This is a genomic window from Paenibacillus andongensis (genome assembly GCF_025369935.1).
GTDB classification, from domain to species: Bacteria; Bacillota; Bacilli; order Paenibacillales; family NBRC-103111; genus Paenibacillus_E; species Paenibacillus_E andongensis.
The window spans coordinates 1,156,975-1,180,370 of sequence record NZ_CP104467.1 but is presented as its reverse complement, the minus strand read 5'-3'; the positions used below and the strand labels follow the sequence as shown (position 1 = coordinate 1,180,370).

23 protein-coding genes and 2 pseudogenes are annotated in these 23,396 nt (G+C 45.4%); 9 read left to right on the top strand and 16 right to left on the bottom strand.

What is annotated here, in order from left to right:
• Window positions 1-107 precede the first annotated feature (107 nt).
• The 4 genes from NYR53_RS05460 to NYR53_RS05445 all read right to left on the bottom strand — a co-directional run bounded on the left by NYR53_RS05460 (window position 108) and on the right by NYR53_RS05445 (window position 5,424).
• Entirely contained in the window at window positions 108-695 is a 588-nt protein-coding gene (locus NYR53_RS05460; protein ID WP_261304256.1) for a hypothetical protein, read from the bottom strand.
• A 52-nt stretch (window positions 696-747) separates the two neighbouring features.
• Entirely contained in the window at window positions 748-2,112 is a 1,365-nt protein-coding gene (locus tag NYR53_RS05455) for a cytochrome P450 (RefSeq protein WP_261304255.1), read from the bottom strand.
• 193 nt (window positions 2,113-2,305) lie between these two features.
• On the bottom strand, window positions 2,306-4,363 hold the full coding sequence (locus tag NYR53_RS05450; protein WP_261304254.1) for a LuxR family transcriptional regulator: 2,058 nt from the start codon (window positions 4,361-4,363) through the stop codon (window positions 2,306-2,308).
• A gap of 173 nt (window positions 4,364-4,536) precedes the next feature.
• The gene (locus tag NYR53_RS05445) at window positions 4,537-5,424 is read right to left on the bottom strand and encodes a LysR family transcriptional regulator (RefSeq protein ID WP_261304253.1); all 888 of its coding nucleotides are present in this window, start codon (window positions 5,422-5,424) and stop codon (window positions 4,537-4,539) included.
• Between the two features lie 114 nt (window positions 5,425-5,538).
• On the opposite strand from NYR53_RS05445, the gene NYR53_RS05440 reads away from it, so the two are divergent.
• The 3 genes and pseudogenes from NYR53_RS05440 to ytxJ all read left to right on the top strand — a co-directional run bounded on the left by NYR53_RS05440 (window position 5,539) and on the right by ytxJ (window position 7,825).
• A complete protein-coding gene (locus tag NYR53_RS05440) occupies window positions 5,539-6,945 on the top strand; it encodes an MFS transporter (protein ID WP_261304252.1) in 1,407 nt (468 codons plus the stop codon).
• 36 nt (window positions 6,946-6,981) lie between these two features.
• Window positions 6,982-7,460: pseudogene (locus tag NYR53_RS05435) on the top strand (NAD(P)/FAD-dependent oxidoreductase).
• A gap of 20 nt (window positions 7,461-7,480) precedes the next feature.
• A complete protein-coding gene (ytxJ, locus tag NYR53_RS05430) occupies window positions 7,481-7,825 on the top strand; it encodes a bacillithiol system redox-active protein YtxJ (protein ID WP_261304251.1) in 345 nt (114 codons plus the stop codon).
• Window positions 7,826-8,000: 175 nt separating this feature from the next.
• Here the strand turns inward: ytxJ and NYR53_RS05425 are convergent, their stop codons facing one another.
• From NYR53_RS05425 to NYR53_RS05410, 4 genes are all read right to left on the bottom strand, one after another.
• A complete protein-coding gene (locus tag NYR53_RS05425) occupies window positions 8,001-8,777 on the bottom strand; it encodes a carboxypeptidase regulatory-like domain-containing protein (RefSeq protein WP_261304250.1) in 777 nt (258 codons plus the stop codon).
• Window positions 8,778-8,813: 36 nt separating this feature from the next.
• A complete protein-coding gene (locus tag NYR53_RS05420; protein ID WP_261304249.1) occupies window positions 8,814-10,661 on the bottom strand; it encodes a stalk domain-containing protein in 1,848 nt (615 codons plus the stop codon).
• Between the two features lie 249 nt (window positions 10,662-10,910).
• Entirely contained in the window at window positions 10,911-12,854 is a 1,944-nt protein-coding gene (locus NYR53_RS05415) for a LuxR family transcriptional regulator (protein ID WP_261304248.1), read from the bottom strand.
• 283 nt (window positions 12,855-13,137) lie between these two features.
• Window positions 13,138-13,587, bottom strand: coding sequence for a MarR family winged helix-turn-helix transcriptional regulator (locus NYR53_RS05410; RefSeq protein WP_261304247.1), 450 nt, complete (start codon window positions 13,585-13,587; stop codon window positions 13,138-13,140).
• Window positions 13,588-13,748: 161 nt separating this feature from the next.
• On the opposite strand from NYR53_RS05410, the gene NYR53_RS05405 reads away from it, so the two are divergent.
• Window positions 13,749-14,162, top strand: a complete 414-nt coding sequence (locus tag NYR53_RS05405) for a DoxX family protein (protein WP_261306283.1) — start codon at window positions 13,749-13,751, stop codon at window positions 14,160-14,162.
• Entirely contained in the window at window positions 14,155-14,355 is a 201-nt protein-coding gene (locus tag NYR53_RS05400) for a CDGSH iron-sulfur domain-containing protein (RefSeq protein ID WP_261304246.1), read from the top strand. Before NYR53_RS05405 ends, NYR53_RS05400 begins: the two co-directional genes overlap by 8 nt.
• Window positions 14,356-14,582: 227 nt before the next feature.
• Here the strand turns inward: NYR53_RS05400 and NYR53_RS34390 are convergent, their stop codons facing one another.
• A complete protein-coding gene (locus NYR53_RS34390; RefSeq protein WP_367618621.1) occupies window positions 14,583-14,699 on the bottom strand; it encodes an RCC1-like domain-containing protein in 117 nt (38 codons plus the stop codon).
• Between NYR53_RS34390 and NYR53_RS05395 the strand changes: the two are divergent.
• The 4 genes and pseudogenes from NYR53_RS05395 to ilvN form a co-directional block, all read left to right on the top strand.
• Window positions 14,669-14,881, top strand: a pseudogene (locus tag NYR53_RS05395) (PEP-utilizing enzyme); the annotation flags it as partial. The gene NYR53_RS34390 and the pseudogene NYR53_RS05395 sit on opposite strands and share 31 nt — an antisense overlap.
• Before the next feature lie 208 nt (window positions 14,882-15,089).
• Window positions 15,090-17,132, top strand: coding sequence for a helix-turn-helix transcriptional regulator (locus tag NYR53_RS05390; protein ID WP_261304245.1), 2,043 nt, complete (start codon window positions 15,090-15,092; stop codon window positions 17,130-17,132).
• A 114-nt stretch (window positions 17,133-17,246) separates the two neighbouring features.
• Window positions 17,247-18,992 (top strand): biosynthetic-type acetolactate synthase large subunit, encoded by a 1,746-nt coding sequence (gene ilvB / locus NYR53_RS05385; protein ID WP_261304244.1) that lies wholly within the window; start codon window positions 17,247-17,249, stop codon window positions 18,990-18,992.
• 1 nt (window position 18,993) lies between these two features.
• Window positions 18,994-19,473, top strand: coding sequence for an acetolactate synthase small subunit (ilvN, locus tag NYR53_RS05380; protein ID WP_261304243.1), 480 nt, complete (start codon window positions 18,994-18,996; stop codon window positions 19,471-19,473).
• 91 nt (window positions 19,474-19,564) lie between these two features.
• Here the strand turns inward: ilvN and NYR53_RS05375 are convergent, their stop codons facing one another.
• The 7 genes from NYR53_RS05375 to NYR53_RS05345 all read right to left on the bottom strand — a co-directional run bounded on the left by NYR53_RS05375 (window position 19,565) and on the right by NYR53_RS05345 (window position 23,395).
• A complete protein-coding gene (locus NYR53_RS05375) occupies window positions 19,565-20,047 on the bottom strand; it encodes a hypothetical protein (RefSeq protein WP_261304242.1) in 483 nt (160 codons plus the stop codon).
• Window positions 20,048-20,140: 93 nt separating this feature from the next.
• Window positions 20,141-20,230, bottom strand: coding sequence for a YjcZ family sporulation protein (locus NYR53_RS05370; protein ID WP_261304241.1), 90 nt, complete (start codon window positions 20,228-20,230; stop codon window positions 20,141-20,143).
• Window positions 20,231-20,742: 512 nt separating this feature from the next.
• Entirely contained in the window at window positions 20,743-21,336 is a 594-nt protein-coding gene (locus NYR53_RS05365) for a YdeI/OmpD-associated family protein (protein WP_261304240.1), read from the bottom strand.
• Between the two features lie 139 nt (window positions 21,337-21,475).
• Window positions 21,476-21,898 (bottom strand): SRPBCC family protein, encoded by a 423-nt coding sequence (locus NYR53_RS05360; RefSeq protein ID WP_261304239.1) that lies wholly within the window; start codon window positions 21,896-21,898, stop codon window positions 21,476-21,478.
• Window positions 21,895-22,224 carry an ArsR/SmtB family transcription factor gene (locus tag NYR53_RS05355; protein ID WP_261304238.1) on the bottom strand — a complete coding sequence of 110 codons (330 nt, stop codon included), beginning with the start codon at window positions 22,222-22,224 and terminating at the stop codon, window positions 21,895-21,897. The genes NYR53_RS05360 and NYR53_RS05355 overlap by 4 nt, the downstream gene beginning before the upstream one ends.
• A 76-nt stretch (window positions 22,225-22,300) precedes the next feature.
• Window positions 22,301-22,723, bottom strand: a complete 423-nt coding sequence (locus tag NYR53_RS05350; protein ID WP_261304237.1) for a DoxX family protein — start codon at window positions 22,721-22,723, stop codon at window positions 22,301-22,303.
• 222 nt (window positions 22,724-22,945) lie between these two features.
• A complete protein-coding gene (locus tag NYR53_RS05345; protein ID WP_261304236.1) occupies window positions 22,946-23,395 on the bottom strand; it encodes a DUF1569 domain-containing protein in 450 nt (149 codons plus the stop codon).
• Window position 23,396: the final 1 nt, after the last annotated feature.

The following is a 23,396-nucleotide window of genomic DNA, read 5'->3' as shown; positions in this document are numbered from 1 at the left end:
GGTGTCTTTTTTAGCCTGCTGAGGTAATTCAACAGGCTATTTATAGTATACCAATTCTATAAATATTTGTATTTGGCGACGAAGGTGAAATCAATCTACATTTGTAATTAAGCTGACACATTATCCAAATCGAGTTTGGTGAGCGCCTTGTTAGCCGTCTTTTTCCAAACTTCAATCCCGAACAAGAGGAAGGCCAGCCCCCAAATAAGCGGTGAGAAGTCGGAAACGATAGGCAAGAAATTAACAACTGGTGAAAGTAGCAGCAAAAGTGCTGGTAGTTTGGAAAAGACCTTCGTCTTTAGCACAGTGACAGCGAACAAGATCATGCTTCCCACCATGAGCGGCATCACCAGAGTCCCAGCTATTATGAATGGAAGTGGTGCTGCATCAGATTCCAGGACATGCGGGTCGAAAACGGCGAAAACAAGGTTGGAAAAAACGAGTGCCATTAAGATAAAACTCCCAATGGAATGAAGGATGAACGCAGCAAAGCCTAGTTTGCCCATTCCTTTGACATGTAGCATATACAAGCCGAACATTCCCATTCCCATAAACAATGTCCCGAGTACCCCTGAGACCAACTCCGGCACGCTTTCAGCTCCCAGCACTAGAGCAAGCGGCGTCATCAGTGCTCGAAAGAATCCCCCGATGATACTGCAACCAGCCAAAAAACGAATTACTTTTAGAAATGTCATCGTTAGCTTCCTTTCCGTATTGAAATTCTTCGGTAATAGCAATATGGCAATTCTACCTTCGTTCAACGGTCACCCGAATACCGCCCTTGGGAGTAAGCGTCAATAACGCCTCCGGAACGGCTGGGAGGTGGTTCGGCGTAGGACGCAGGCGAAATGTTTGACCGATCGCAGCTAGGATGATGACCATCTCCAGCATGGCAAAATGATTACCAATACACGATCTCGGACCTGCGCCGAACGGAAAATACGCCATAATCGGCAATGTTTTGACATAATCATTCTCAAATCGCTCCGGTCGGAACGTCTCTGGCTCATCAAAATAGCCCGGATGCATATGCAGCGGATAAGGGCTGATCATCAGCGCTTCGCCACGGCGAATCGGCAAATTCCCCAGACTCGTATCCTGAATAGCCGTACGTCCAGTCAAGTATCCGGCGGGGCGCATACGGAGCGTTTCCCATATTACATTTTGCGTATAAACAAGATCATTGAAATGATCCGCAGTCGGAAGCTCACCGCCAAGTACACGGCTCCACTCCTCGACCAGCTTCTCCTCCACATCCGGCCTTCTCATGAGAAAGTCGAACGCCCAAGCCAGCGTGTGAGCCGTCGTCTCATGGCCGGCAAGGAACATAGTCAACAGCTCGTCACGAAGCTGACGATCCGTCATTCCCGTTTGATCCGATTCATCGACTGCCTCCATCAGCACAGACAACAGATCCTGACGCTCTTCCCCTCCCATGGCTCTGCGGTCTGCAATAATACCGAACACGATATCATCCAGTGAGCACAGCGCTGCCGTATATTCGCGATTTTGTTTGGTAGGAATGAGCAGTGGAAGTCTGATCAGCGTGCGTATCTTTTCGGTGGCGATTCGACTGATGGAATCAAAAGCCTTCTCAATTTGCTCCAATCTAGTACCTGCTTCATAGCTAAATAAAGTACGTGTCATAATATCAAACGTGATGGTGAACAAATCATGCGTCAAATCCCGCTGCTGTCCATCGTTCCATCCTGCAATTAAGCTCCGCGTACTCTGCCCCATCTGCCCCGCATACTTCTGAATGTGACCGCGGGTAAACTTCGGCTGCATAATTCGGCGCTGCCGATCATGGTGGGCCCCATCGCTTGTAACAAGCCCCTCCCCCGTAAGTCGCTTGATTTCGTCAAAAGTGCCTGCCTTACTGAATGCGTCGGCCTTGGTAATCATGACCTCTTTCAGCATATCTGGATTGAAAATCGCGTAAAATTTCTGCGGTCCCAATCGAAAACGCGCATAATCGCCATGTTTCCGATAGAGCTCGTTCATAAACAAAAGCGGATCCTCACGAAAAGCTTTTAGTGAGCCGCCGACGAATGTTTCTTTCGATAATTGGGGTTTCGGTTTCGTATTTGAGACAATTTGCGACATCATCATTCATCCCTTTCTTGCAGTCCCTGGTCAGGTCTGGCAATTGCAAAGCCAATTATGACAGCTTCAGCATGAAAACAATATTATCCTTAAGCATACTTTTTGGATCCTAAAGGATAACAGATACGCAAAAAAGCCTATCTTCTATAACAGAAAATAGGCTTCATTTCAGGGCTTATGAAAGAGATTAACCCTCTCGTTAGGATTCAGCCATCATTTTGCTGACAAGCTGCGTTCTTGTGCTGATTCCCAATTTGACATAGATCGACTTGAGATGCTTTTTAACAGTTACCTCACTAATGAACAAACGACTGGCAACCTCTGCATTCGAGCATCCGGTTACTACACATTCGATGACTTCCTGCTCGCGAGTCGTGAACTGTTTAAGCAAAACCGTTCTCCGGTCTTCGTTGACTCCCGGATAGAAGGCTTTTACAGTCCGCTTCCAATCAAGCCCCGCTTTCCGAAACAAGGTGTCGATAAAATCACAGAGCTTGTTCCCTCTCGTATCGATTGCATACGTATTAGTTATTGTGTTCCCGTCATAGTTCGTATGCGCTGCCCCTTCAACAACCTGAAGACCTAATGCAGGGTAAATCTTTTTGGTAATATCCGTCGTAATAGGAGAACAGACGAAAATACCTCCCATACACATGTGGGCATAAATCATATGAATAGCTTGTGTTCGTAAAGCCGGATCCATCAAATCGACAAAATCCATGATCCTCATAAACCAACCGGCCGGACGAGCGCTGGTAACCTCTAATTGGCTTCTTTCTTCTGACGTCAATGAAGCTAAATAAGGTTGACATATCGGATCTTGTTCAAGCCAAGATAATGTTCCCGCATGCATTGGCACAATAACAGACAGCGCATGCACGCGCCCATCACGATCCCGAAGCAGTTTGAGAGATTCAGGTGCAAGTTGAAAAAGCTTGCTTATATTAAAGTTTCCAGTACTGAGGCGAAGTGCTTCTACGGGGTAATCAATCAGAAATTGCTCACCGGTATCCAGATCGATTTCAATGCCAGATACTCCTTCTTCACAGTTTTCGCGCCATTCAACATAAGCAGCCGCATCTGCCAACGTAGATTCCGTTACCGCCTCCCAGTAATACGAGCTGCTTGTACTGTCTCTGGTCATTGCCTTAAGTACTTTAATGTCAGCGTATCGAAATAATTCTCCGATTTCCCACGCCGTCGACCTGGATCTGGAGGAAGCTATGACGATTTCCGCATAATAATACGCACTGCGTTCCTTATACCGGTTATATAGACCCGGTGCCCTCTCTCTGAGTTGATTGCTAGTAATTTCACTTATCAGGTCATGAAACTGCCAGCCATTCACCGATTGTTGAACAAAGGAAAGCGATTTAAGCCGATTGAAAACTTGGATAGATATGTCCTTCTCCATAACAAAAGATAACAGCTCCTGGTTAAACCGCCGCAGTACGGACGCCGCTTCAACAACGGCTCTCAGTTCATCATCTGGAACTTCTTTGAGCCATCGTGAAGCTACATCTTCGAACCAATCCGAGACCGAGGAAACGATGGTGTCTTCTCCATAGAATTGGGCAGCAACAGCCATAGATAGGGTCAACGGATGTCCTTTCGACCTCTTCCATAAGTATTCGATGCGATCATCTTCTTGAATACCACACAATTTTGCATACTTACCGCTATTTTCTCTATTCAAATGCGAGAGAGGCAGTTGTTGAATCAATTCCCGCCATGCTGGCGATAGAATCCAAGTCCCTTTCAAAGGATGACGCCCGGCTAACAATACAATCGTTCCACTGGGAAGCCATGGAGCAAATCGGTCACGAAACCATGCTTCCATATCCATCATTTCTTCAAAAGTATCTAATGCCAGAACTAGAGGTCGCTCCTTCGCTATTTGTGAAACGAGGGTTATACAGTTCTCGCGAACGTCATCAGACAGGGTGACTAGGTGGCTGTTGTTTTTCATTTTACCCATTAACAACTTCAACAAAGCCGTGCAAAAGCCATCCTCCGTATGCACAAAATCACGGCTGTCCAGCATCACGAAACAAGCCTCGACTTCTTCTGCAATGCCCTGACATAGCCTTAAAAAAGTACTTTTTCCGACCCCACCAGTTCCATAAATATGTAGGATTCGAGTGTTTCTTCTCAAATCGTTTTCTTTTAGCAATTGCTTAAACTTCTTTAACTCATGTTCACGACCGACAATAAATTGTTGCTCTCGCTGAGCGAGGCCATTTGTCTCAAATGCCATGCCAAACTCTCCCTATCGTTTCTTCCAAATACCTATTCTCTGCCTGCACAATATATCCCTTTATTTGGGACTTTCCGTGCAAATCGAATATTAATAAAAGTGACCCCTGCTAAATTATTGAGCAAAACAAAAAATCCTTCAGTATCTACCAAAGGATTCGTGGTGCAGAATGATTAAGTGGTCTGTTTGGATAACGCCCCAAAATAGTCTACAACGACCTCACGAAATTCCAGAGCAGCCCGCGAAATGTACCGACTCCTGTGCCATAATAAAGCTATCTCCCTTACCAATTCGTGATTCTCTACTTGAAGATATGTGATACGTTCCCGTGTAAACCTTGCCGTGCTCGGTATGAAGGCTATGCCAATTTCGGCTTCCACAAGAGCACTTAGCCTCGCAGGTTCATCTCCCTCATACACATATTTAGGTACAAATCCAGCTGATTTGCATACAGAGTCCACTAAATCGCGAGCACCGTAGCCTTTTTTTACACCAACAAACCATTCATCCTTTAGCTCTGTCAAGGATACGCTGCTTCGGTCTGCCAGCCGATGTCCTTTTGGAACGGCGATTAGGATTGGGTCGATGAACACAATTTGACATTCAATATCGTCCCCTTGTATAGGAGGTGAGGACAAGCAGTACTCGACCTCTCCTCGATAAAGAAGCGTAAGCATTTCCTGCAAGTTCAACATTTGCACATGAAATTGGATAGTGGGCTGCTTTTTCCGAAACTCTCGAAGAATATTTGGCAATGTACTTGCGGTGGTCACCGCCAATTTAAGGGTACCATGTTCCGGGCTGGAAAAATCGCTAATCTCCTGCTTCCCCTGCTCCAATTCAAACAAAGCCCTTTCTGCGCGGCGAAGAAATTTTCTTCCAAACTCATTCAATCGCAGCTTCCTCCCTATTCGATCGAATAGAGGGACCCCTAAATCCTCCTCCAAGCGCCCAATCGTTTTGCTTAGTGACGATTGGGTAACGTGCAGACTTCGTGCAGCTTCGGTCACATGTTCCAATCGAGCCACCGCCAGAAAATATTGCAGTTGTAGAAGTTCCATTTTCGCATCTCCATTCATTCCCTCAAGTCAATGAAATCATAACATAAAATGCGTTGGAATAAATAAACGATTTCAAGTACGATGACATCAATACACTTTGAGGGGTGACCAAAAATGAATGCTCGCAGCAGGTGGTTGATGATTTCCGTTGGCCTTGGTATACTGCTGAACCCATTAAATTCTTCCATGGTTTCAGTTGCTATTCCGAGACTGCAACATGTGTTCCAACTTGACTTTACAGTTGTTTCCTGGATTATTTTTTCTTTCTATATTGCAAGTGCTATCGCTCAACCTGTCATGGGGAAGGCCAGCGATTTATTCGGCCGCAGGAAGATATTTCTTACCGGGCTTGTTGTAGCCTTCGTTGCCTCATTATTAGCTCCACTATCACCAAACTTTGGGTGGCTCATCGTGTTCCGCATTGTGCAATCTATCGGAACAAGCATGATGGTTGCAGTTGGAATGGCCATTGTGCGAATTCATATTACGGAGAAACAAGCGACTGCGCTGTCTGTTTTGTCCATATTCCTATCCGGAGCGGCAGCAATTGGCCCCTTTATTGGCGGGGTCATCATTCACTGGTGGGGCTGGCCTGCTATCTTTTTCGTCAATATTCCGTTCGTCATGGTGAGCTTTCTATTATCTTGGAGGCATATTCCTAAGGACGAACCGTCAACATCCGCCCCACGGGGCATGTCCTTACGTAAATGGTTTGATTTGATTGATGCGTCAGGGATCCTGTTATTCATAGTGGGTCTGGTTGCCCTGCTCATAGGATTACTGTCAGCAAAATCAACTGGGCAAATCTCATTAAGTAACGTAATTGTCGGGCTGATAGGCCTCATTTCACTGGGGGCTTTTATACGACATGAGTTAAAAGCGAAGTCACCCTTTATTCCTTTGCGTACATTTGCCAAATATCCTGCGATGACTTGGGTTAATGTCGAATTCATGCTCGTTAACGTACTTTTTTACTCACTCTTTTTCGGGCTTCCGTCCTACTTGCAATTGGTACGTCATGTCAGCGAGTTCCAAACAGGGATTCTCATGCTAAGCTTAGGCTTATGCTCGCTCGTTACTTCTCCAATAGCAGGACGATGGATCGATAAATCAGGACCCAGGCCGGCATTGCTGGTGTCCGCAGTCTTGATGACACTCGGGTCAGTGTGGCTCGTGACATTGAATCAAACATCACCGGTTATTAGTAGCTGTTTGGCTTTGGCTGCATTCGGTATTAGCAATGGGCTAAACAATGTCGGTTTGCAAGCAGCTTTGTTCAAAAGTTCTCCAAAAGAAATAATCGGTGTAGCATCCGGATTATTTAATACATCAAGATACTTGGGAACCATTCTCTCTTCCTTGTTGATTGGCATCGTGATGGGAAATAAGTTTAGCTTCGAGGGATTTCAAGTGCTTGGGATTATCCTCACGGTAATTGCATTGTCCTTGGTATTCATGAATCGGCGGCGCCAGGAGTCAAGGCAATTGCAAGAATCCGTTAGGTCATCAAGTTCAAATTAGATAAAGTTGGAGGAATTTTCTATGGCTGCAATCGCAATGACGACTTACAAATCCATCGTAATCGGCACGGGGCCAGCCGGACTGACGGCTGCTATTTACTTGGCGCGAGCGAATCTGAATCCGCTCGTTATCGAAGGGCCGGAACCTGGCGGGCAACTGACGACGACAACCGAAGTAGAAAATTTCCCCGGGTTCCCGGAAGGCATCAGCGGACCGGAACTAATGGATAATATGAGAAAGCAAGCCGAGCGTTTCGGTACCGAATTCCGCACCGGCTGGGTCAACTCCGTTGACCTATCGCAGCGCCCGTTCAAGTTGAGCAGCTCGAAACCGACGAGCTCGGCTACCTGATCGTTAAACCGGGTACATCTGAGACGAGCATTCCTGGTGTATTCTCTTGCGGTGACGTGCAGGATCACAAATACCGTCAGGCGATTACCGCGGCGGGGAGCGGCTGTATGGCCGCACTCGATTGCGAGAAATATCTTGAAGCCGTGGAGCATATCCACGCTTAATTGAGAGGAGAATGATTTAGATGAATTGGAAAGAAATCACAACGCTTGAAGAATGGGAATCCGTGTTGGAACGTTCCGCCGAACGCGGACAATTGGTGCTGAAGCATAGCACAACCTGCCCTGTTAGTGCCAACGCGCTGATAGAATATAATCATTATTTGCAGGAAAACCCGAATAGCGATGTCGATTATGTACTTGTGAAGGTAATCGAGTCCCGTCCGGTTTCGAACCAGATCGCGGAAGACCTTGGCGTCAAGCACGAATCGCCGCAAATCATCTACGTCACAAACAAAAAGAAGTACTGGGCCGCCTCGCATTGGTCGATCACGACCGAGCATATGACTGCGGTGCTGAAAAAGTTATAATCGGTATGTCCTTCGACACAGGCCAATGTGATGTGCTTATTGAAGCGGCTGCAGAACGAAGAAGGCTATGCGCTTGTTTTGATCACGCATAACCTAAGCCTTGCTAGAAAAGTCGCCGACCATTTCATCATGATGGGACAGGGAAAGATGATAGAAAATCAATCGGCACTCGAGTTTACTTCATGGCCTTGACTTCAAGCTCGCTTAGATAGTTGGAAGTGGATGCTCCTCTTGGTTCCGTGAATTCAAATTCCACTGTATCAGCATATTTACCGGTATAGTTAATCCTTATTTGCATAGGAATCGGATCGTGTCCTTCCGGCAGCCACCTAGCAGTCGCCTTGTACTTTCCGATCGGCACATTATCAATACCAGCGCCTCCCTGGACGGGGCCTGCACGTTTGATGATCGTTTGCCCTGTGCTGCCGTCGAGCAGCGGCCCCATAGGCGTTAGTGTCAATTCTAGATCGGTCATGAGGAAATCAGGCAGTGAATCATCGGATGTCAGATAAGGATAGACATATATTTGACCGTCGAACTTCGTCCATGTAAAATCCCGTACGCCGCCAGCACTCCCGGCGAGTGGCTGATCCACGTCAGATGCCAGATGAAAGGTGAATTTTTTGCCGTTATACGGTTTGTTAAGATCTGCGCTCATCCGGTAGGATGTGGTGACTTTTGGCAGTTCGATCCGATAGTGCCCCGTCTCATCAGTAACTCCCATGGCGTTGCTGTCGTAGAGCAAGGTGTTATTCGCATAGACCGTAGCGTTAGGCACGGGTTGGCCTTTGGGGTCGCGTACGACCCCTTTTACCACATAGGGCTCTATACCGGCCTTTGTTTTTTGTTCCTTCTGATTGACTGAAGCTGTCTCAACATTTGTCTTCGAATTGCAGCTTGCCAAAACGAATAAGACAGCCAGAAAGATCATGAACATTTTCATGAATTTCATTTGTCATCACCTCTTAGCTGCTCTTCACAGCACTTACTATTTCAACTTGACTTCAAGCTCTGCTAAGTAGTTGGATGTGGAGGAACTACGCGGTTTTCTGAATTCGAACTCGGCAGAATCCGCATATGTTCCGACATAGTTTAACCGGATCAACATCGGAATCGGCGCGTGACCTTCCGGTAACCATCTTGCTGTCGCCTTATATTTTCCGATTGGCACATTATCGACCCCGGCTCCGCCTTCAATGGAACCTCCACGCTTAACAAGCGTTTTGCCTGTACTGCCGTCAAGGAGAGGCCCAATTGGCGTGAGTGTCAATTCAAGATCACTCATGTTGAATTCAGGGTAATCGCCGTCAAATGAAAAATAAGGATAAACATAAATTTGTCCGCCGCCTTGGCTCCAGGTAAAATCCCGAACGGCTCCCGCACTTCCTGCAAGCGGCTGATCGACATCAGCTGCCAAATGGAACGTAAAACTTTGACCATTGAGTGTTTTGGTAAGGTCTGCGCTCATGCGATAGGTTGTAGTGACATGCGGCAGTTCAATGAGGTAGTGTCCGGATTCATCTGTAACCCCTATGACGTTGCTGTTGTAGAGCAACGTGTTTTTCGCAAAGACGGTAACACCTGGAACTGGATTTCCATCCGTGTCGCGTACGTAACCTTTTACAACATAAGGCTCAGCTGCCTCTGTTGACGGTTCAGGAGTTGGAGTCGGACTTGGGGTCGGACTCGGAGTCGGAGTCGGATTGTTAACAACGGTCCCCTCTTCGATCTGAATCGTCGCAACGTTACCCTCTCTGGCGTAAGTGACTTGATAGCCGCTGTTCTCTGCCACGAAACGCAAAGGAACCAATGTATGGCCTTGAACGATTTGAGCAGGTACGTCCAAAGTGACGTTATTTCCGTTTACTTTTGCGTTTGTGCTATTAATCGTTAATTCGATGGTCAGACCGTCTTTCGTTCCAATTGCCTGCTGCACAGTTCCTGTTTCCACCCATTTCACTGTAAAACCAAGGGATTCAAATAATTTGCGGAACGGGACTAGCGTTGAACCGTCTTGTATGATTGGCTTGGCATCTTCAAAATGAAGCTCTTGACCCTTCAGAAACACATGGATCGCTGGGCCTTCATCAGGAATTGGAGCTGGTGTCGGTGACGCGCTAGGAGTAGGTGTTGGCGTAGATGGTGATGGGCTTGGAGAAGGTGTTGGTGTAGACGGCGCCGGGCTCGGAGTAGGTGTTGGCGTTGATGTGCTCGGAGTAGCAGTAGGCGCTGGTGTTGGTGAGGATGCTGTCCCTCCCGATACCATCGGCTTCTTATATTTAATCGGTTTGGAAACAACCGTGCCTTGCGGCGTCTCGATTTCAAGTACATAATACTGCGTTTCCTTAATCGTACCATTGTTGCTGGCGTACAAATCAAACGTAAGTTCACCTTCAAACTCACCTACAGGTTCTTTCACATCTTTGCGAAAAGCTGGATTAATGATTTCACTTTCATGGGTCGTGCCATTTGCTGTGACAACCGTTTCATCCTGTACAATGCCAAGCAGCCATCCGGTGGTAGCGCGGTTTGTTCTCCACACGCCTTGGTAATTATCTTTGCCGTAATCATCCGTTGATCGCAGTACAACAGCCTTAATGACAGTCTTCTGCGCGAGCTTCAGCAACAGCTTGAAGTGGCCGTCCTTGTTGCCCTCCGGCGTGAAGTCTGCCGCACCCACAACATCAGTTGCCGTATCCACCAGACTGAACTCCTTAATTTCCGCACCTGCCGGCGGCGTCTCTCCAAAAGCAGATGCGATACCTGCAAAAGCAAGCATTCCTGCCAGCACCGAGCTCGTTGCTGCGGATCGTATTTTTCCTCGCAAATTGATCATCGTAACTATTCCTCCCATGCTTTCTCTTTTACCATCGTAATCTCCCAGAGTGCACAGACTGCAACTGTATTCGTTCAACTCCGGGGGAATTGCAAAACCAAGTATGACAGCTTAAGTCCAAGAACGATATTATCCCTAAGGGTACTTTTAGGATCCTAAGGGATACTACGCCAAGGAATTTATGTAAAAAAACTCCTACCGGTTGTAAAAGAACAACGGGTAAGAGTCACATAAAATTTCAATAAAATGTTAGGATAAACGCAATCGTTTCGCCAGAAATTGAACTCGATTTTGCACATTCGTTTTACGGTAAATAGCGCTAAGGTGCTTCTTAACTGTTATGACACTAACAAACAATTGTGCAGCCATTTCCTCATTAGAAAATCCCTTCAAAAGCATTTCGGCTATTTTAGTTTCTTGTTTAGTTAAGTTTTCCCCCATAGAATGAAGTTCTGTGTACTGCTGTACAGCATCCCATGTAACCAGTTTGTTAATGAAGTCCTCATTCTGTTTCCCTCGTAAATCCAATTGATAAAAGGATGCTGGACGTCCTTCGCCGTAACCTAATTGCTGAATATGATCAACTTCAACGAACCCCAAATTTAACAGAGCATCTTCATAAAAAGGAAGTGGTAGAGGGCTAGCGATGATCATAGCGTCAGGCTGAATGTACGATAGTTTCATACGAAAGGAATCATGACGAAGGGATTCGTCTGAGGGATCCTCTATATCTATGATGCGGATAAACCATCCTCCTGTCCGCTGAAGGTGATACCATTCAGATTCAGTCAATTTTGCAAAATATGCGCTTGAATACGAGTTGTTCATTAAATAAAGGCGGGCATTGTCAGTCAGAGGAACGGAAGCACTAAACCCTGCTATTGCACCGTCGTCTTTCATCAGAAGCAATAATTCCGCCCCAATGGTAAGCAGTTCGATAAGTTCTTCCTCTTCGGGCAATCCGAGCATGCTTTCCTCACGTGAAATTTGATAATGGAAAACATGACCGGTGTCATTTTCTCCGCAGGATATAACATAATTCTTGGCGTGTGCCTTCCTGCGTAACAGGTAAGATTGCAGCTCATGGACAGATTCTTCCGTAACCCTCACGAGTGAATGAGAAGATGTGCGGGAGCAATGATAGTGAGCACGAATCAAAGGATTGCCTGTGTGATAGAGGATATCCCCCAGAACCCGATAGGCACGCTGTCCAGCGGGTGGATTTAGGAGCTTACTTTTATAATAAATAGCCGCTTTTCTCTCAAATGCCTCGAACCGATCCGGACTTCTAGCCTTCAAAGCAAGACGAATCAAATCACGAATCGACTCATGGACGCCCCAACCGTCATCAGTCTTGATGACAAAGGTAAGACAAAGCAACCGTTCAAACATCGCTGATGTTACTTCCGAAGCAAGGAGAGCTGTCAACTTATCCTGATCAAATGAGCGCAGTACGCAAGCGGCTTCCAACAACTTCCTCATATCTTCATCCGGAACTTCTTTCAACCAATTGCTTAGCACGGCCTGAAAAGTTTCCGTCTCGAACACGCTGTTATCAAACTTGGAAGTTAACACCAGTTCTGTGCTTAATGAAAGAGTTAGCGGGTGTCCTTTTGAAATGATCCATAGTTTTTCGATATGGTAAGTTTCCGTTATATGATGTTTCTTTGCGTATTCAGCTATGTTTGTAAAACTAAGCAAAGGAAGCGAAAGCAAATAAACGGAATGTTTCCACACCGCTTGAATCCGCCAGGGGCCGTCAAGCCGACTGCGGCTAGCAATGATAACACGAATGGAGGTGGGAATCTGGGGCAGCCATGTTTCCCGAAACCAATTCTCCCACAGACCGCTTTCTTCAAAGTGATCGAAGAACAAGATCGCTTGTCCATGCCTATTCTGCGAATTCAACGGGAATTGGGTAAGTGAATGTCTCAATTCTGATATATCTGCAATGCTCCTGCAATCAAGGGAATGCACTAAGAAACCTTCGGATTTCGCATTTTTCAATGCCATTTGAACTAGACTCGTTTTGCCGCTACCGGCTGGGCCGTTGACATTTAATATAGGTGTATGTTTGTAAGTTTCATTATGCCATTTTGAAATTAACGCCAACTCTGTTGTTCTGCCCACAAAGTAGGATGCTTCAAGTGCTTCTTTGCGGTCAGCCCAGGTTTCATGTAATTGGATGTCCATTCAGTTCACCTTATTACTTCATTTTTAACCAGCTAAGCTCAGTATACATCTGGAAATTACTTGACGTATATCCTTATTATACTCTGGTATAATAGCCGCTCCTTCTACTCTCTTGCTATAAATCAAACCCTGGGTATGATCCGACAATGGCAGGAAATGATTTGGCGTATTGTTATTCCTTTGTCGAAGCCTATTATCGCTGTGCTCATATTATTTGCTGTCGTTCGGCAGTGGAATGGATTTTTTGATGCCTTGATCTATTTGGAAGATGAGAAATTGTATCCTACGAAGATTGCAACCCTTTATATATCACTTCAAGAGAACGTGTAAGATCTTGAACCTCCCCATCGGATAAAGGTTCGGCAAAATACTGCTTGATCCCCATTGCATAAACAGGCCATGCTTTACGCAACTGCTTTTCCCCTTCATTAGTGAGAACAGCATTGGATCCCCGTCGGTCTTCTTCGCTTTTTTCTCTTTGAATCAGTCCATCGCGTTCCAGTCGGTCAATCAGCCGTGTTAAACCGCTTTTACTCAAGACCACCTTCCGATTTAATTCTATAAAGCGAAGCCTGTGGTCGGGCGCCTCAAACAAAGCGATCAGAACATCGTAAGTGGTTAACGGGACTTTCTTCTGTTCAGCCAAATCCTGCTCGATACTTTCAATTATTTTGGCATGTGCCTTAATAAACAACCGCCAAGCGGCCAACTCTTTTTCCGATAACCGTTCCATCGTCCATCCTCCATTTCTTAAAAACAATATAAACCATTTTTGTTGTACGATCAACAAAATATTTGTTGACTGTGCAACTAATTGATGTTATTTTAGTTGTGTAGTCAACTGTTGATTCCGAAACATTATTTCCAAAGGAGTATGATGCCGCATTGCATAATATGAATTTTTACGCCAACACCGTTCTGCGCTTATTGACTGGAGTCACTTTTTTCATGCATGGAAGATTCAAATTACTATGGGGTTATACCAATTTGTCGGAATGGTTGGATGGTCAGGGATTTCCAATGGCAACATTTTTTGCTCATGTACTCCCATGGATCGAACTGCTCGGAGGCATCATCATGATTATTGGAATCGGTACACGTTATTTAGCCTTCGTATTTAGTCTAATTCTTCTGATCGCTTTGTTTAAGGTGAAGCTCACCACCGGTTTCATATCGAATACAGCAACTGGCTATGAGTTCGATCTGCTGCTGTTGGTCGTCTGTTTGCAAGTAGCGGTGACCAGCTCAAATTCGCTCAAGCAAGTTTGGAGGATATCTCGAAAAGGAGGTGAAAGTTTACATGTCTAAAGTAAAAATTACAAAGTACGATGATGGACCTTTTGTCATTCAAGGGAACTTCGAACTGGTTGACGGAAGCGGAAACGCTTTTCAAACCAGCGATACGATAGCCGTATGCCGGTGTGGAAACACAAAAACGCAGCCATTTTGCGATGGCACACATAAAGCATGCGAATTCAAAGAAACTTCCTCGGCAAGATAATCATTCCTCGTAGTCCGGAATGAACCGCACCGTTTTCTCCGCTAGGAGAGTTAATCCAGCATTATTTACAGCAATAGAATCTATCCAAGTACGGCTCTGTCGCAACCACTGCGAACTGAGCCGTTTGTTTGCCGACTGCAGATTGTGTAGACGCTTTGTAAAAAGGAGTTGCCGCGAGGCAAGCTTCTTCACTATCGTGTCACGTTAGAACGATGCCACGAATCCGCTTAACCGGGGCTCCTACAATTCGAGTCACCAAGTCCAAGCTGACCCGAACCGTTGGAGCCCCATGACCAGACCGATCCGTAAAACAATGACCTCGCCTTGGACTGTTCTATTTCCACCCGCTGGTGCCCTCATTACCGATGCCGGTGGAATCCTGTCACACGCCAGTATCATTGCCAGGGAATATAAACTTCCAGCGGTAGTCGGGACAAAGGTGGCAACATCCATATTAAAAGATGGAGATCAAGTCACTGTAGATGGTTCGAATGGGCTTGTTTATTGGGTTGGTAAACGGCAATAGACTATCGTTCCCTCCGCCTTGAAAGAGATAGCTTCGCCGCCTCGTTCAACAATTTGACGTACAAACATCCTGTGCAGCCGTTTCCTGCTCGTACTTCATATACACATCCAGCATGGGACATCTCCCCATGTGAATTACACGGAAGTCGTAATCGATGGTATACTTAAGTTGTATATATTCGGTGGTTCCATGTCAGAGGGTGGGAAATTTGTTCGAGGAAATCAATGCTTTTGATGTTCGGGAATATAATTTTATTGTTGGCCGTCATCACGAAATCTCTTTGTTTTCGCATTTTTTGGATGACCATGGTTTTCATGGTAAAAACATCTGGAATCTTTATGGTACCGGAGGCGTCGGCAAAAGCACCCTTCTGCAGGTATTTCGCCTGCTTGCTCGGCAAAAGGGTGCTTATTACATATTGCTAGATAGCAGAGACTGCAGCCCTACAGGACATGATTTGTTAAAAGCGCTGCATCAACAGATAAAAGGCGCCGCCATGGTGAGTGATCCGCAGACGCTTCTCGAAGCCACCGTAAGTGCCATGTATGAGCTTGCTGCATATCAGAAGGTGATTCTCGCCTTTGATACATTTGAAGAATTGACAGGATTGGACCCATGGTTGCGGGAACATTTGTTGAAATGGCTCCCGGACAATGTGCTCGTCCTGATAGCGGGGCGCCATCCCTTGAAAGGGTCATGGCTCGTCTCTCCTTCCTGGAGAGAAAGAATTCTTCCTCTCCCGGTCGAACACTTAAATCGAGAGGACTCCCTCGATTATTTACGCCGCTGCGGAATCAACCAGGAGGAACGAATGGAGCGTATATGGTACCAGTCCAAAGGTCATCCGCTCGCCTTGTCCTTAACGGTTGCCATTCAGTTGCCCCTTGATCAATCAGTTCGTGAAGCCGGGATTAACTGGTTTCTTGAACTCGCTGCTCTATGGCTAAAAGAAGTACCAAACAAGGATTTGCGAAGATTGGTAGAAGCTGCGTCAATGCTGCGTCAATTCAACCAGGAAATGCTCTCCTACCTCTTGAATGATGAGGTTGACACCGATCTTTTTGAGAGCCTGACGGGCTTATCCTTTGTTCAACAATCCGAAAGAGGCTGGACGATTCACGATTTGATGCGAGAAGCGACATGTCGCCTTTTGAGAGAGCGGACACCTGATTACTACCGTTATTTAATTGAGCGGTGCGCCTTTTACTACGCCAATGCCATCCTTGACAAGTCGCGGAAAATAAATGCTTCCTGGGAAGTAATGGAGCTCTTTCATTATGTGGAAGACTATTCTTTGCGAGCGATGAAACATATGGCCGTTAACGAAAAGTTTTATTGGGAGCCGCTGACCGATTCCACCTTGTCTGAGGCTCAGGCATATGTGGAAGCCCGAATTCGTTCAGGAAGAAGTTTTTCTTTAAACAAAATGGATCCGGATTCGGGCATGGAGATTCAGTTCGATTTAACCGCAGAGGAATCGACGTTTATGATTCGAGACGTGGATCTCCACGCTTTTCATGAGATGGATTCTCGAAGCGTACAGCTCCTGCGCTCGGAAGAAGGGGAGGCGGTAGCGATCGCTGTGCTCATACCTCTTCACGAGGGCACCCTCTCCCGCTTAGAGAAAGATCCCGTTTTCCACCCTTTTCTTACCCATCTGGCTCCTTCCGAGCGCAGCAAACTGGAAACACCGCCCGATCGGCCTGCGGGATGGTTTATGCGCTCATTGAACTATTCGGACCAAACCAATCCCACCTATATTGCGGAAGGGATGAAATTGACCAATTCGTATATGTGTGCCGGAGGGATCTTCGTCATCTCTCCTCCATCCGTTGAAGCGGTTCAGCAGGTGTTTCTCAACTCTGGTTTTGAAGAGGTCCCGGGAGTGACGCATTGCCATTACGATGGCAAAACCCCGACTCCCTATTTTATCGTTGACACTCGGGAAGACGGGTTGAAAAGCTTTCTTTCCCGCTTATTGCGCCAGTCAGGAATAGAATGGACTCCTGCTAATGAAAAGGCTCCATCGGAAAAACCACAGGAGCTGCTTTGGACTTCATGGAAACTGACACAACGAGAGCAGCAAGTGGCAGATCTAGTGGTCGCAGGATGTTCGAACGCGGAGATCGGCAAGCAACTTTTTATTAGTGAAGTGACGGTTAAAAAGCACCTTTCCAGCATCTTTGAAAAAGTCGACGTGAAAAACCGCGCACTACTGGTCGGAAAGTTTATGAAGCAAAACATGAACTAAGGTAATCAACGCAAAAAAGGAAATTACTTATATCCTTTTTATACTCTGGTATAATAGCCGCTCCTACTACTCTCTTGCTATACTGCAAAAAATACAGCATGCAGGAGGGGCCCCATGAAAAATCGTTACAGCGATACCTATAAGACGAACGATAGCTGGCGTCAATCATTGATAAAACCTGAAATATTATCCGGTTCGGAAATTTTACTTAGAACTTTGCTGCTGGAGGAAGTAGACTGCGTATTCGGACACCCGGGAGGAGCTGTGCTTTATATTTATGATGCCATGCATGACAATCCGCACTTTCGTCATTTGCTTACAAGGCACGAACAGGGCGCCATCCATGCTGCTGACGGATATGCTCGTTCAACAGGCAAGGTAGGCGTTTGTTTGGCAACTTCAGGTCCCGGAGCAACCAACTTAGTGACTGGAATCGCTACCGCACACATGGACTCCGTGCCTCTCGTCGTCATTACTGGCAATGTGCCAACTGAGCAGCTCGGCACGGATGCTTTTCAGGAGACGGATATTATCGGTATTACGATGCCTATCGTGAAGCATAGCTATCAGGTGCGTCAAATCGATCAATTAGCACGTACAATCCGGGAGGCTTTCTATTTGGCTGCAACAGGTCGAAAAGGTCCCGTTCTAATTGATATTCCCAAGGATGTGTCGGCAGAGCGGACGTTATTCCTTTATCCCGACCGGGTGGAAGTGAAAGGATATGAACCTCATCATCTTCCGAATATTCACGGCATTAATCAATTGCTTAAAGCAATTGAGCTTGCCGATTGTCCCGTAATCTTGGCAGGAGGAGGCATTGTTCAAGGTGATGCAAGTGAAGAACTGCTTACCTTTGTTCAGAGAAGCGGAATCCCCATTACGACTACGCTTATGGGAATCGGCGGGTTCCCGAGTGCCCATCCGTTGTGGTTAGGCATGCCGGGCATGCACGGAACTGTAGCGGCGAACCGGGCGCTAATTGAGACCGATCTCTTGATTTCGCTAGGCGCCAGATTTGATGACCGTGTGACAATGAGGCTGGACGGATTCGCGCCACATGCAAAGATTGTGCATGTTGATATTGATGCCGCAGAGCTTAATAAGAACGTAGCTGTGGACATTGCGATTGTAGGCAATGTTAAGGAAGTGCTTGCCCAACTGAATAAACAAGTCGTCACTTCCATGAATATTGAGCAATGGGTTCATAAATTACTGGAACTCAAAAAGAACCATCCCCTCAGCTATCAAAAGGATGGCGATCACTTAAAACCGCAATATATCATTGAAATGATCTCAGAAAGTTCGCAAGGTAACGCTATCGTGACGACAGACGTCGGACAGCATCAGATGTGGACAGCGCAATTTTATCAGTTTCAAAATCCCCGATCTTTGCTTACTTCTGGCGGCTTAGGCACAATGGGTTTTGGCTTCCCTGCCGCTATTGGTGCTCAAGTTGGCCATCCGGATAAGCTTATCATTTCGATTAATGGAGATGGGGGGATGCAAATGTGCGCTCAAGAACTTGCGATATGCGCAATTCATCAACTCCCCGTGAAAATCGTGGTCATTAATAATCAAACGCTGGGTATGATCCGACAATGGCAGGAAATGATTTATGAGAGCCGCTTCAGCCATATCGATTTATCAGGCAGCCCGGATTTTGTCCTATTGGCAGAAGCCTATGGAGTTAAAGGGTTAAGAGCGGCAGAGGAACAAGAAGCCCAGCTTGTATGGAAAGAAGCTCTGGCACACCCGGGACCCGTTCTAATCGATTTTATTGTCGATAAGAATGAGCTTGTGCTACCCATGATTAAGGCCGGTCATACGTTAAATGACATGATTGTGGAGGTGAAATGACATGCAGCAGTCCTTTTTACTTTCCTTACTCGTTCAAGATCATCCTGGTGTTTTGCAAAGAATTTGCATGCTCTTCTCCAAACGTGGATTTAACATCGCAAGCATTACGGTTGGCGGATCTGAGCAAGCCGGCCTTTCCAGAATGACAATTCGTACGTATGGCGATAGACATGTTATGCAGCAAATGATTCATCAAGTGAATAAACTCATTGATGTTATCCAAGTTGAACCCATTGAACAGCCCTATGAACGTGAACTTGTTTTGTTAAAAATTGAAACCGGAGATATGGACTGTCTCGAGTTGGCCCAACTCACAGGGTCATTCGGAGGGAAAATGAACCATTTGGAGGATGACACCTGCATCGTTGAAATGTCGGGAGATATGCATGATGTACAGTGGTTTTTAGAGGCTATGCAGCGATATCCCATTGTTCAATCGGTAAGAACAGGTGTTGCGGCAATATCAGCAACTCGGAGCTGACCCATTCACTATCGTACCCGATATAGGCGTTCACTCAATAGAGTGGCGCCTATTCACTTCAATGTGCTGGGTAGGAGAAGCCTTTTTTAACTCAAATCGAAAAATTTTTCATCAATGGCATGATAAATGAAATGACTCCCATCCCCAGCTTAAAAAAGCTGCCAATGTTACCAAAGAAACCTCCACCCCCAGCAGCGCCTGTTGCAGCACCACCTTTACCAAGACCACCCAGTAATCCGCCAGAGCCTCCTCCACCAAGAAGGCCAAGCATGCTTCCTAATCCGCCTCCGCCAAGTAAGCTTCCCAAACCTCCTAAATTGGATATTTGTGCTTTAGCTTTGACTTTATTTCGGGGGAGCTTCCGATTTCCCTTGAAGCCTTGAAGAATAACTTGGTCGCCTTGTAATTCGTTTAGAACTCCGTAATACAGAGAACCGTTCTTGAGCACTACACATACTGGTGTTTCTAAGTTCTCTTTAACTTGCGAAGAGATAGAGGGCGATAATGTAGGAATGACTTTTTGCCCGACTTTCACGCGTCCGTACTTTCTTTTACGCTGCTGTAAAGTTTTCATTCCCAGCTCACTCCTCCTGTTAAATGAAATCATAACACAAGAAAGACGGCGGCCAATGTTGGCTTCCGTCTTTTCTTATTGGATTAAGGAATATTAAATTACAAAAGATGACGTGATGATTACCAAAAGAATAAAAAGAACCAAGATAAATGCACTTGAACGTCCATAACCTACTCCGCTCATGTTGACTCATTCCCTTCAGTCATTTTTCACTACGGTATAATTATACGTACGGTACATATCGCTTGCTTGTATATATGCCATAGAGGCAATCGCCAGTTATTTTCTTAGGCACCTGTACAGTCAAATAGTTATTAACCCACATAGCATGAAATACGATTTAAAATAAATTCCTTAAAGGAAGTGGAATTCAATGTTTTTTATCCCGCAAACGCAAATGTACATGAGACAACCGCAATCTCCTCCACCTGCATTCATCCCCCCAAAACCTGAGGTATCCTATGTTGTTGACTGTTTATATGAATACACCTATGTATGGCTTCTGAATGGAGACAATTTCTGGTTTTATCCGACTCGTGTTGAGTACGGTGAAGTGTCGGGATATAGGTGGAATGGAGCGTTTTGGATGTTTTATGGCATTGATCCAAGAATAATTGATGTCGTTGCGTGCCCTCCAATTCCCACCCTTTATTGAAAAGGATTATTAATTACTTCTCATTTTTTCATTGAATATACTAATCATTTAATCCTTTTCCACCCAGAATTTGCTGCATACATTTTTCAACCCTTGACTCTCGAGTTTTGGATTGTTTGGGTTCAGAAAAATAAAGAATGTATGCTCTTTGCCGTCCCGGCGTCAATGCTTCGAAAGCTGTTTTCAAGGCAGGGATTTCATCGCATTTATTTTGAAATTCTTCAGGAATTATGAATTCTGTACTCTTTTTAAAATTCACTTCCAACCCGGCTTTTTCAACTTCAATGGCTTCATGAATGTAGGCTTTCAAGATGGTTTCCATTTCAACTATTTCCTGAACATCGGTGAACCGAATCTGGCGCGCCGCCTGAACATTCTCCGTTTGTTGAATTAGAATACCGTGGGCATCCTGTAACAAGGCACCTTTGTGAAACAGAAGCGCACAGTATTCTTTAAATCCATGTATTAAAACTATGTTTTTATTCTGAAACGTGTAACAAGGATGCATCCATTTAAATTCTTCGGTCAGCTCACAATCAAGAACGATATTCCTCAACTTCTCATATGCTTCGTACCACTGTGTGGCTCTACTCAAAAATGCATCAACCTTTGGATTCAATTTACGATTTATCATCAAGGAACACTCCTCTTCATAATTTCCTATCTATTGAAAAAGCAGCCGATCGTGCTGACCAGCTGCCACAGTGCTTTATTCAACTATCATTCTCCAATAATTTAGCATTGTGGATGGAGATGTTTTGCACCGAATACGGTTATAGTTCCAACACCTTTTCAAGCGCGCCGCACCAATTACTCCAACCATACTTAGCTCCACCCAGTGCTTGTTCATTTGAAATTCCGGTTTGTTCGAGATGAAGGTTAACCTTTCCGTCCCCTAAATCCTGCAGCGTCCATGTAACCGTGTGCTTCTCCCCTCCACTGACCCAGGTATAGGATATCTGGTTTGGTGCTTCCACGATAAGCACTTCGCCGTCAATAATTCCATCCCACCATTCGGTCGGCTGAGTGCGAAACTGAAAACAGTGTCCAACGACGGGCTTAAAATCATTATCCATCGCCTGACCGGTATGGATGTTGGCCACCCACTTGGCAAGCTTGCTTGAATCGGTTAAGGCTGACCAAAGTTTCTCGATCGATGTCGTGTACTGAAAATCCAGGGATAATGTTAAACTCATTCTTCTTCCTCCTCTAATAGTTGGTTCAAACGCAACATATTCGTACTCCAGAACTTGCTGTAGAAAGCCGCCCAATCTTGAATTTCTCGGAGTGGAGAGGCATTTAGCCTAAATCGTGTTTCTCTGCCGACTTTTCGGTCAAGTACCAGTCCGGCCTCTTTAAGGATTGTCAAATGCTTGGATACCGCTGTGCGGCCCATTTGAAACTGTGCCGTTAACTCATGAAGCGGAATCTCCTCTGCATCTGCTAACAGACGAATCAGTCTGCGCCTAGTTGGATCTGCAATCGCGTCAAACACATCCCGCAACTGGTTGTTCTCGCTCACAACGTCCCCTCCTAATATTATTTTCTGTATTAGACATCTATGGTGTAAGAAGGGACCGCCGTATTTCTCCACTTCCTTAAAGCATGCGGCTCTTCGGACGAAGCGCCCACGAGGCGATTGTTAGTGCCGCGTATGAAAGCGGAAGGATAATATGAAACCCATAATCACCATAATCGTTAGCAAACGCATGAGATAAAGCCGCACCAGTCATTAAAAAGAAGAGACCAGCATAAGCCCATTCTTTAAGCCGGGGAAAACCTGGTACGACGATAGCAATGACTCCAAGTAATTTCCAACTCCCGAGAATGTTCGTGACATATAATGGGAAACCAATCTTGGTCACTAAATCGATATTTCCCCCATATCGCATTAGTTGCCCAATACCACTTAACGTAATAGCTGCTGCGAGTAGTAATGTGACTGACCAATAAGCCATCATTTTTCCTCGGGGCTGGGTTGCTACTTTCGCGGTTATTTCCGCACCGATAATCTTACTCATTTTATTTCCTCCTCATCATTGTTTCAAGTGAAACTTATTCAGGGTCTAAGCTTTTCAAATGACTAACCCCTAATTGGACACCATTTAGTGACACTTTTATTATAGGTCACCATTTGGTGTCATGTCAACAACATTTTTAAACTCAATATGCTAAAAAGCCTCAGTATGATAATACCGAAGCTTCATGATCATAATTCAGTTTTTCATCATTGCGAAAAAGTACTAAACACCAAATTGTCTTAAATGATGGTCTAGATGTTTATAAATTCCTATACCCCACTGCTCAGGAGTGAATTTGCCAAAAAAAGGATGCGGATGAGTTGAACATTTCTCCGGACCGTTACTTTGGAAATTTAAAATCTTTTGTTTCAGTATTTCTTTTTCTGTCTCAAAATCTTTGTCATCTAAAATAAGTATGGTCGGAATTGTTGACATATTGATTGGTGGCAGCTTGTCATTATAAAAAATAGGTTTTACAAACCTTCCTATTAACCTTCCTAGCAAATCTCGAGGGGGAAAGGAATTTCCCATTGCGATGTCTTGAAACGCTGAGCAGTGAGAGAGCATTTGAGCAGCATTCATTGTTCCCCATTGTGGTTTCGAATTTAGACTTAAATGCTCGATACGATTCAGTATTTCCGCTGTATGCAGTTGGTCATATATAGTTTTCATG

Coding starts and splice junctions, on each gene's coding strand:
- NYR53_RS05460 (WP_261304256.1), bottom strand. CDS start 695: ATGACATTTCTAAAAGTAATTCGTTTTTTGGCTGGTTGCAGTATCATC.
- NYR53_RS05455 (WP_261304255.1), bottom strand. CDS start 2,112: ATGATGATGTCGCAAATTGTCTCAAATACGAAACCGAAACCCCAATTA.
- NYR53_RS05450 (WP_261304254.1), bottom strand. CDS start 4,363: ATGGCATTTGAGACAAATGGCCTCGCTCAGCGAGAGCAACAATTTATT.
- NYR53_RS05445 (WP_261304253.1), bottom strand. CDS start 5,424: ATGGAACTTCTACAACTGCAATATTTTCTGGCGGTGGCTCGATTGGAA.
- NYR53_RS05440 (WP_261304252.1), top strand. CDS start 5,539: ATGAATGCTCGCAGCAGGTGGTTGATGATTTCCGTTGGCCTTGGTATA.
- ytxJ (WP_261304251.1), top strand. CDS start 7,481: ATGAATTGGAAAGAAATCACAACGCTTGAAGAATGGGAATCCGTGTTG.
- NYR53_RS05425 (WP_261304250.1), bottom strand. CDS start 8,777: ATGAAATTCATGAAAATGTTCATGATCTTTCTGGCTGTCTTATTCGTT.
- NYR53_RS05420 (WP_261304249.1), bottom strand. CDS start 10,661: ATGATCAATTTGCGAGGAAAAATACGATCCGCAGCAACGAGCTCGGTG.
- NYR53_RS05415 (WP_261304248.1), bottom strand. CDS start 12,854: ATGGACATCCAATTACATGAAACCTGGGCTGACCGCAAAGAAGCACTT.
- NYR53_RS05410 (WP_261304247.1), bottom strand. CDS start 13,587: ATGGAACGGTTATCGGAAAAAGAGTTGGCCGCTTGGCGGTTGTTTATT.
- NYR53_RS05405 (WP_261306283.1), top strand. CDS start 13,749: ATGAATTTTTACGCCAACACCGTTCTGCGCTTATTGACTGGAGTCACT.
- NYR53_RS05400 (WP_261304246.1), top strand. CDS start 14,155: ATGTCTAAAGTAAAAATTACAAAGTACGATGATGGACCTTTTGTCATT.
- ilvB (WP_261304244.1), top strand. CDS start 17,247: ATGAAAAATCGTTACAGCGATACCTATAAGACGAACGATAGCTGGCGT.
- ilvN (WP_261304243.1), top strand. CDS start 18,994: ATGCAGCAGTCCTTTTTACTTTCCTTACTCGTTCAAGATCATCCTGGT.
- NYR53_RS05375 (WP_261304242.1), bottom strand. CDS start 20,047: ATGAAAACTTTACAGCAGCGTAAAAGAAAGTACGGACGCGTGAAAGTC.
- NYR53_RS05370 (WP_261304241.1), bottom strand. CDS start 20,230: ATGAGCGGAGTAGGTTATGGACGTTCAAGTGCATTTATCTTGGTTCTT.
- NYR53_RS05365 (WP_261304240.1), bottom strand. CDS start 21,336: ATGATAAATCGTAAATTGAATCCAAAGGTTGATGCATTTTTGAGTAGA.
- NYR53_RS05360 (WP_261304239.1), bottom strand. CDS start 21,898: ATGAGTTTAACATTATCCCTGGATTTTCAGTACACGACATCGATCGAG.
- NYR53_RS05350 (WP_261304237.1), bottom strand. CDS start 22,723: ATGAGTAAGATTATCGGTGCGGAAATAACCGCGAAAGTAGCAACCCAG.
- NYR53_RS05345 (WP_261304236.1), bottom strand. CDS start 23,395: ATGAAAACTATATATGACCAACTGCATACAGCGGAAATACTGAATCGT.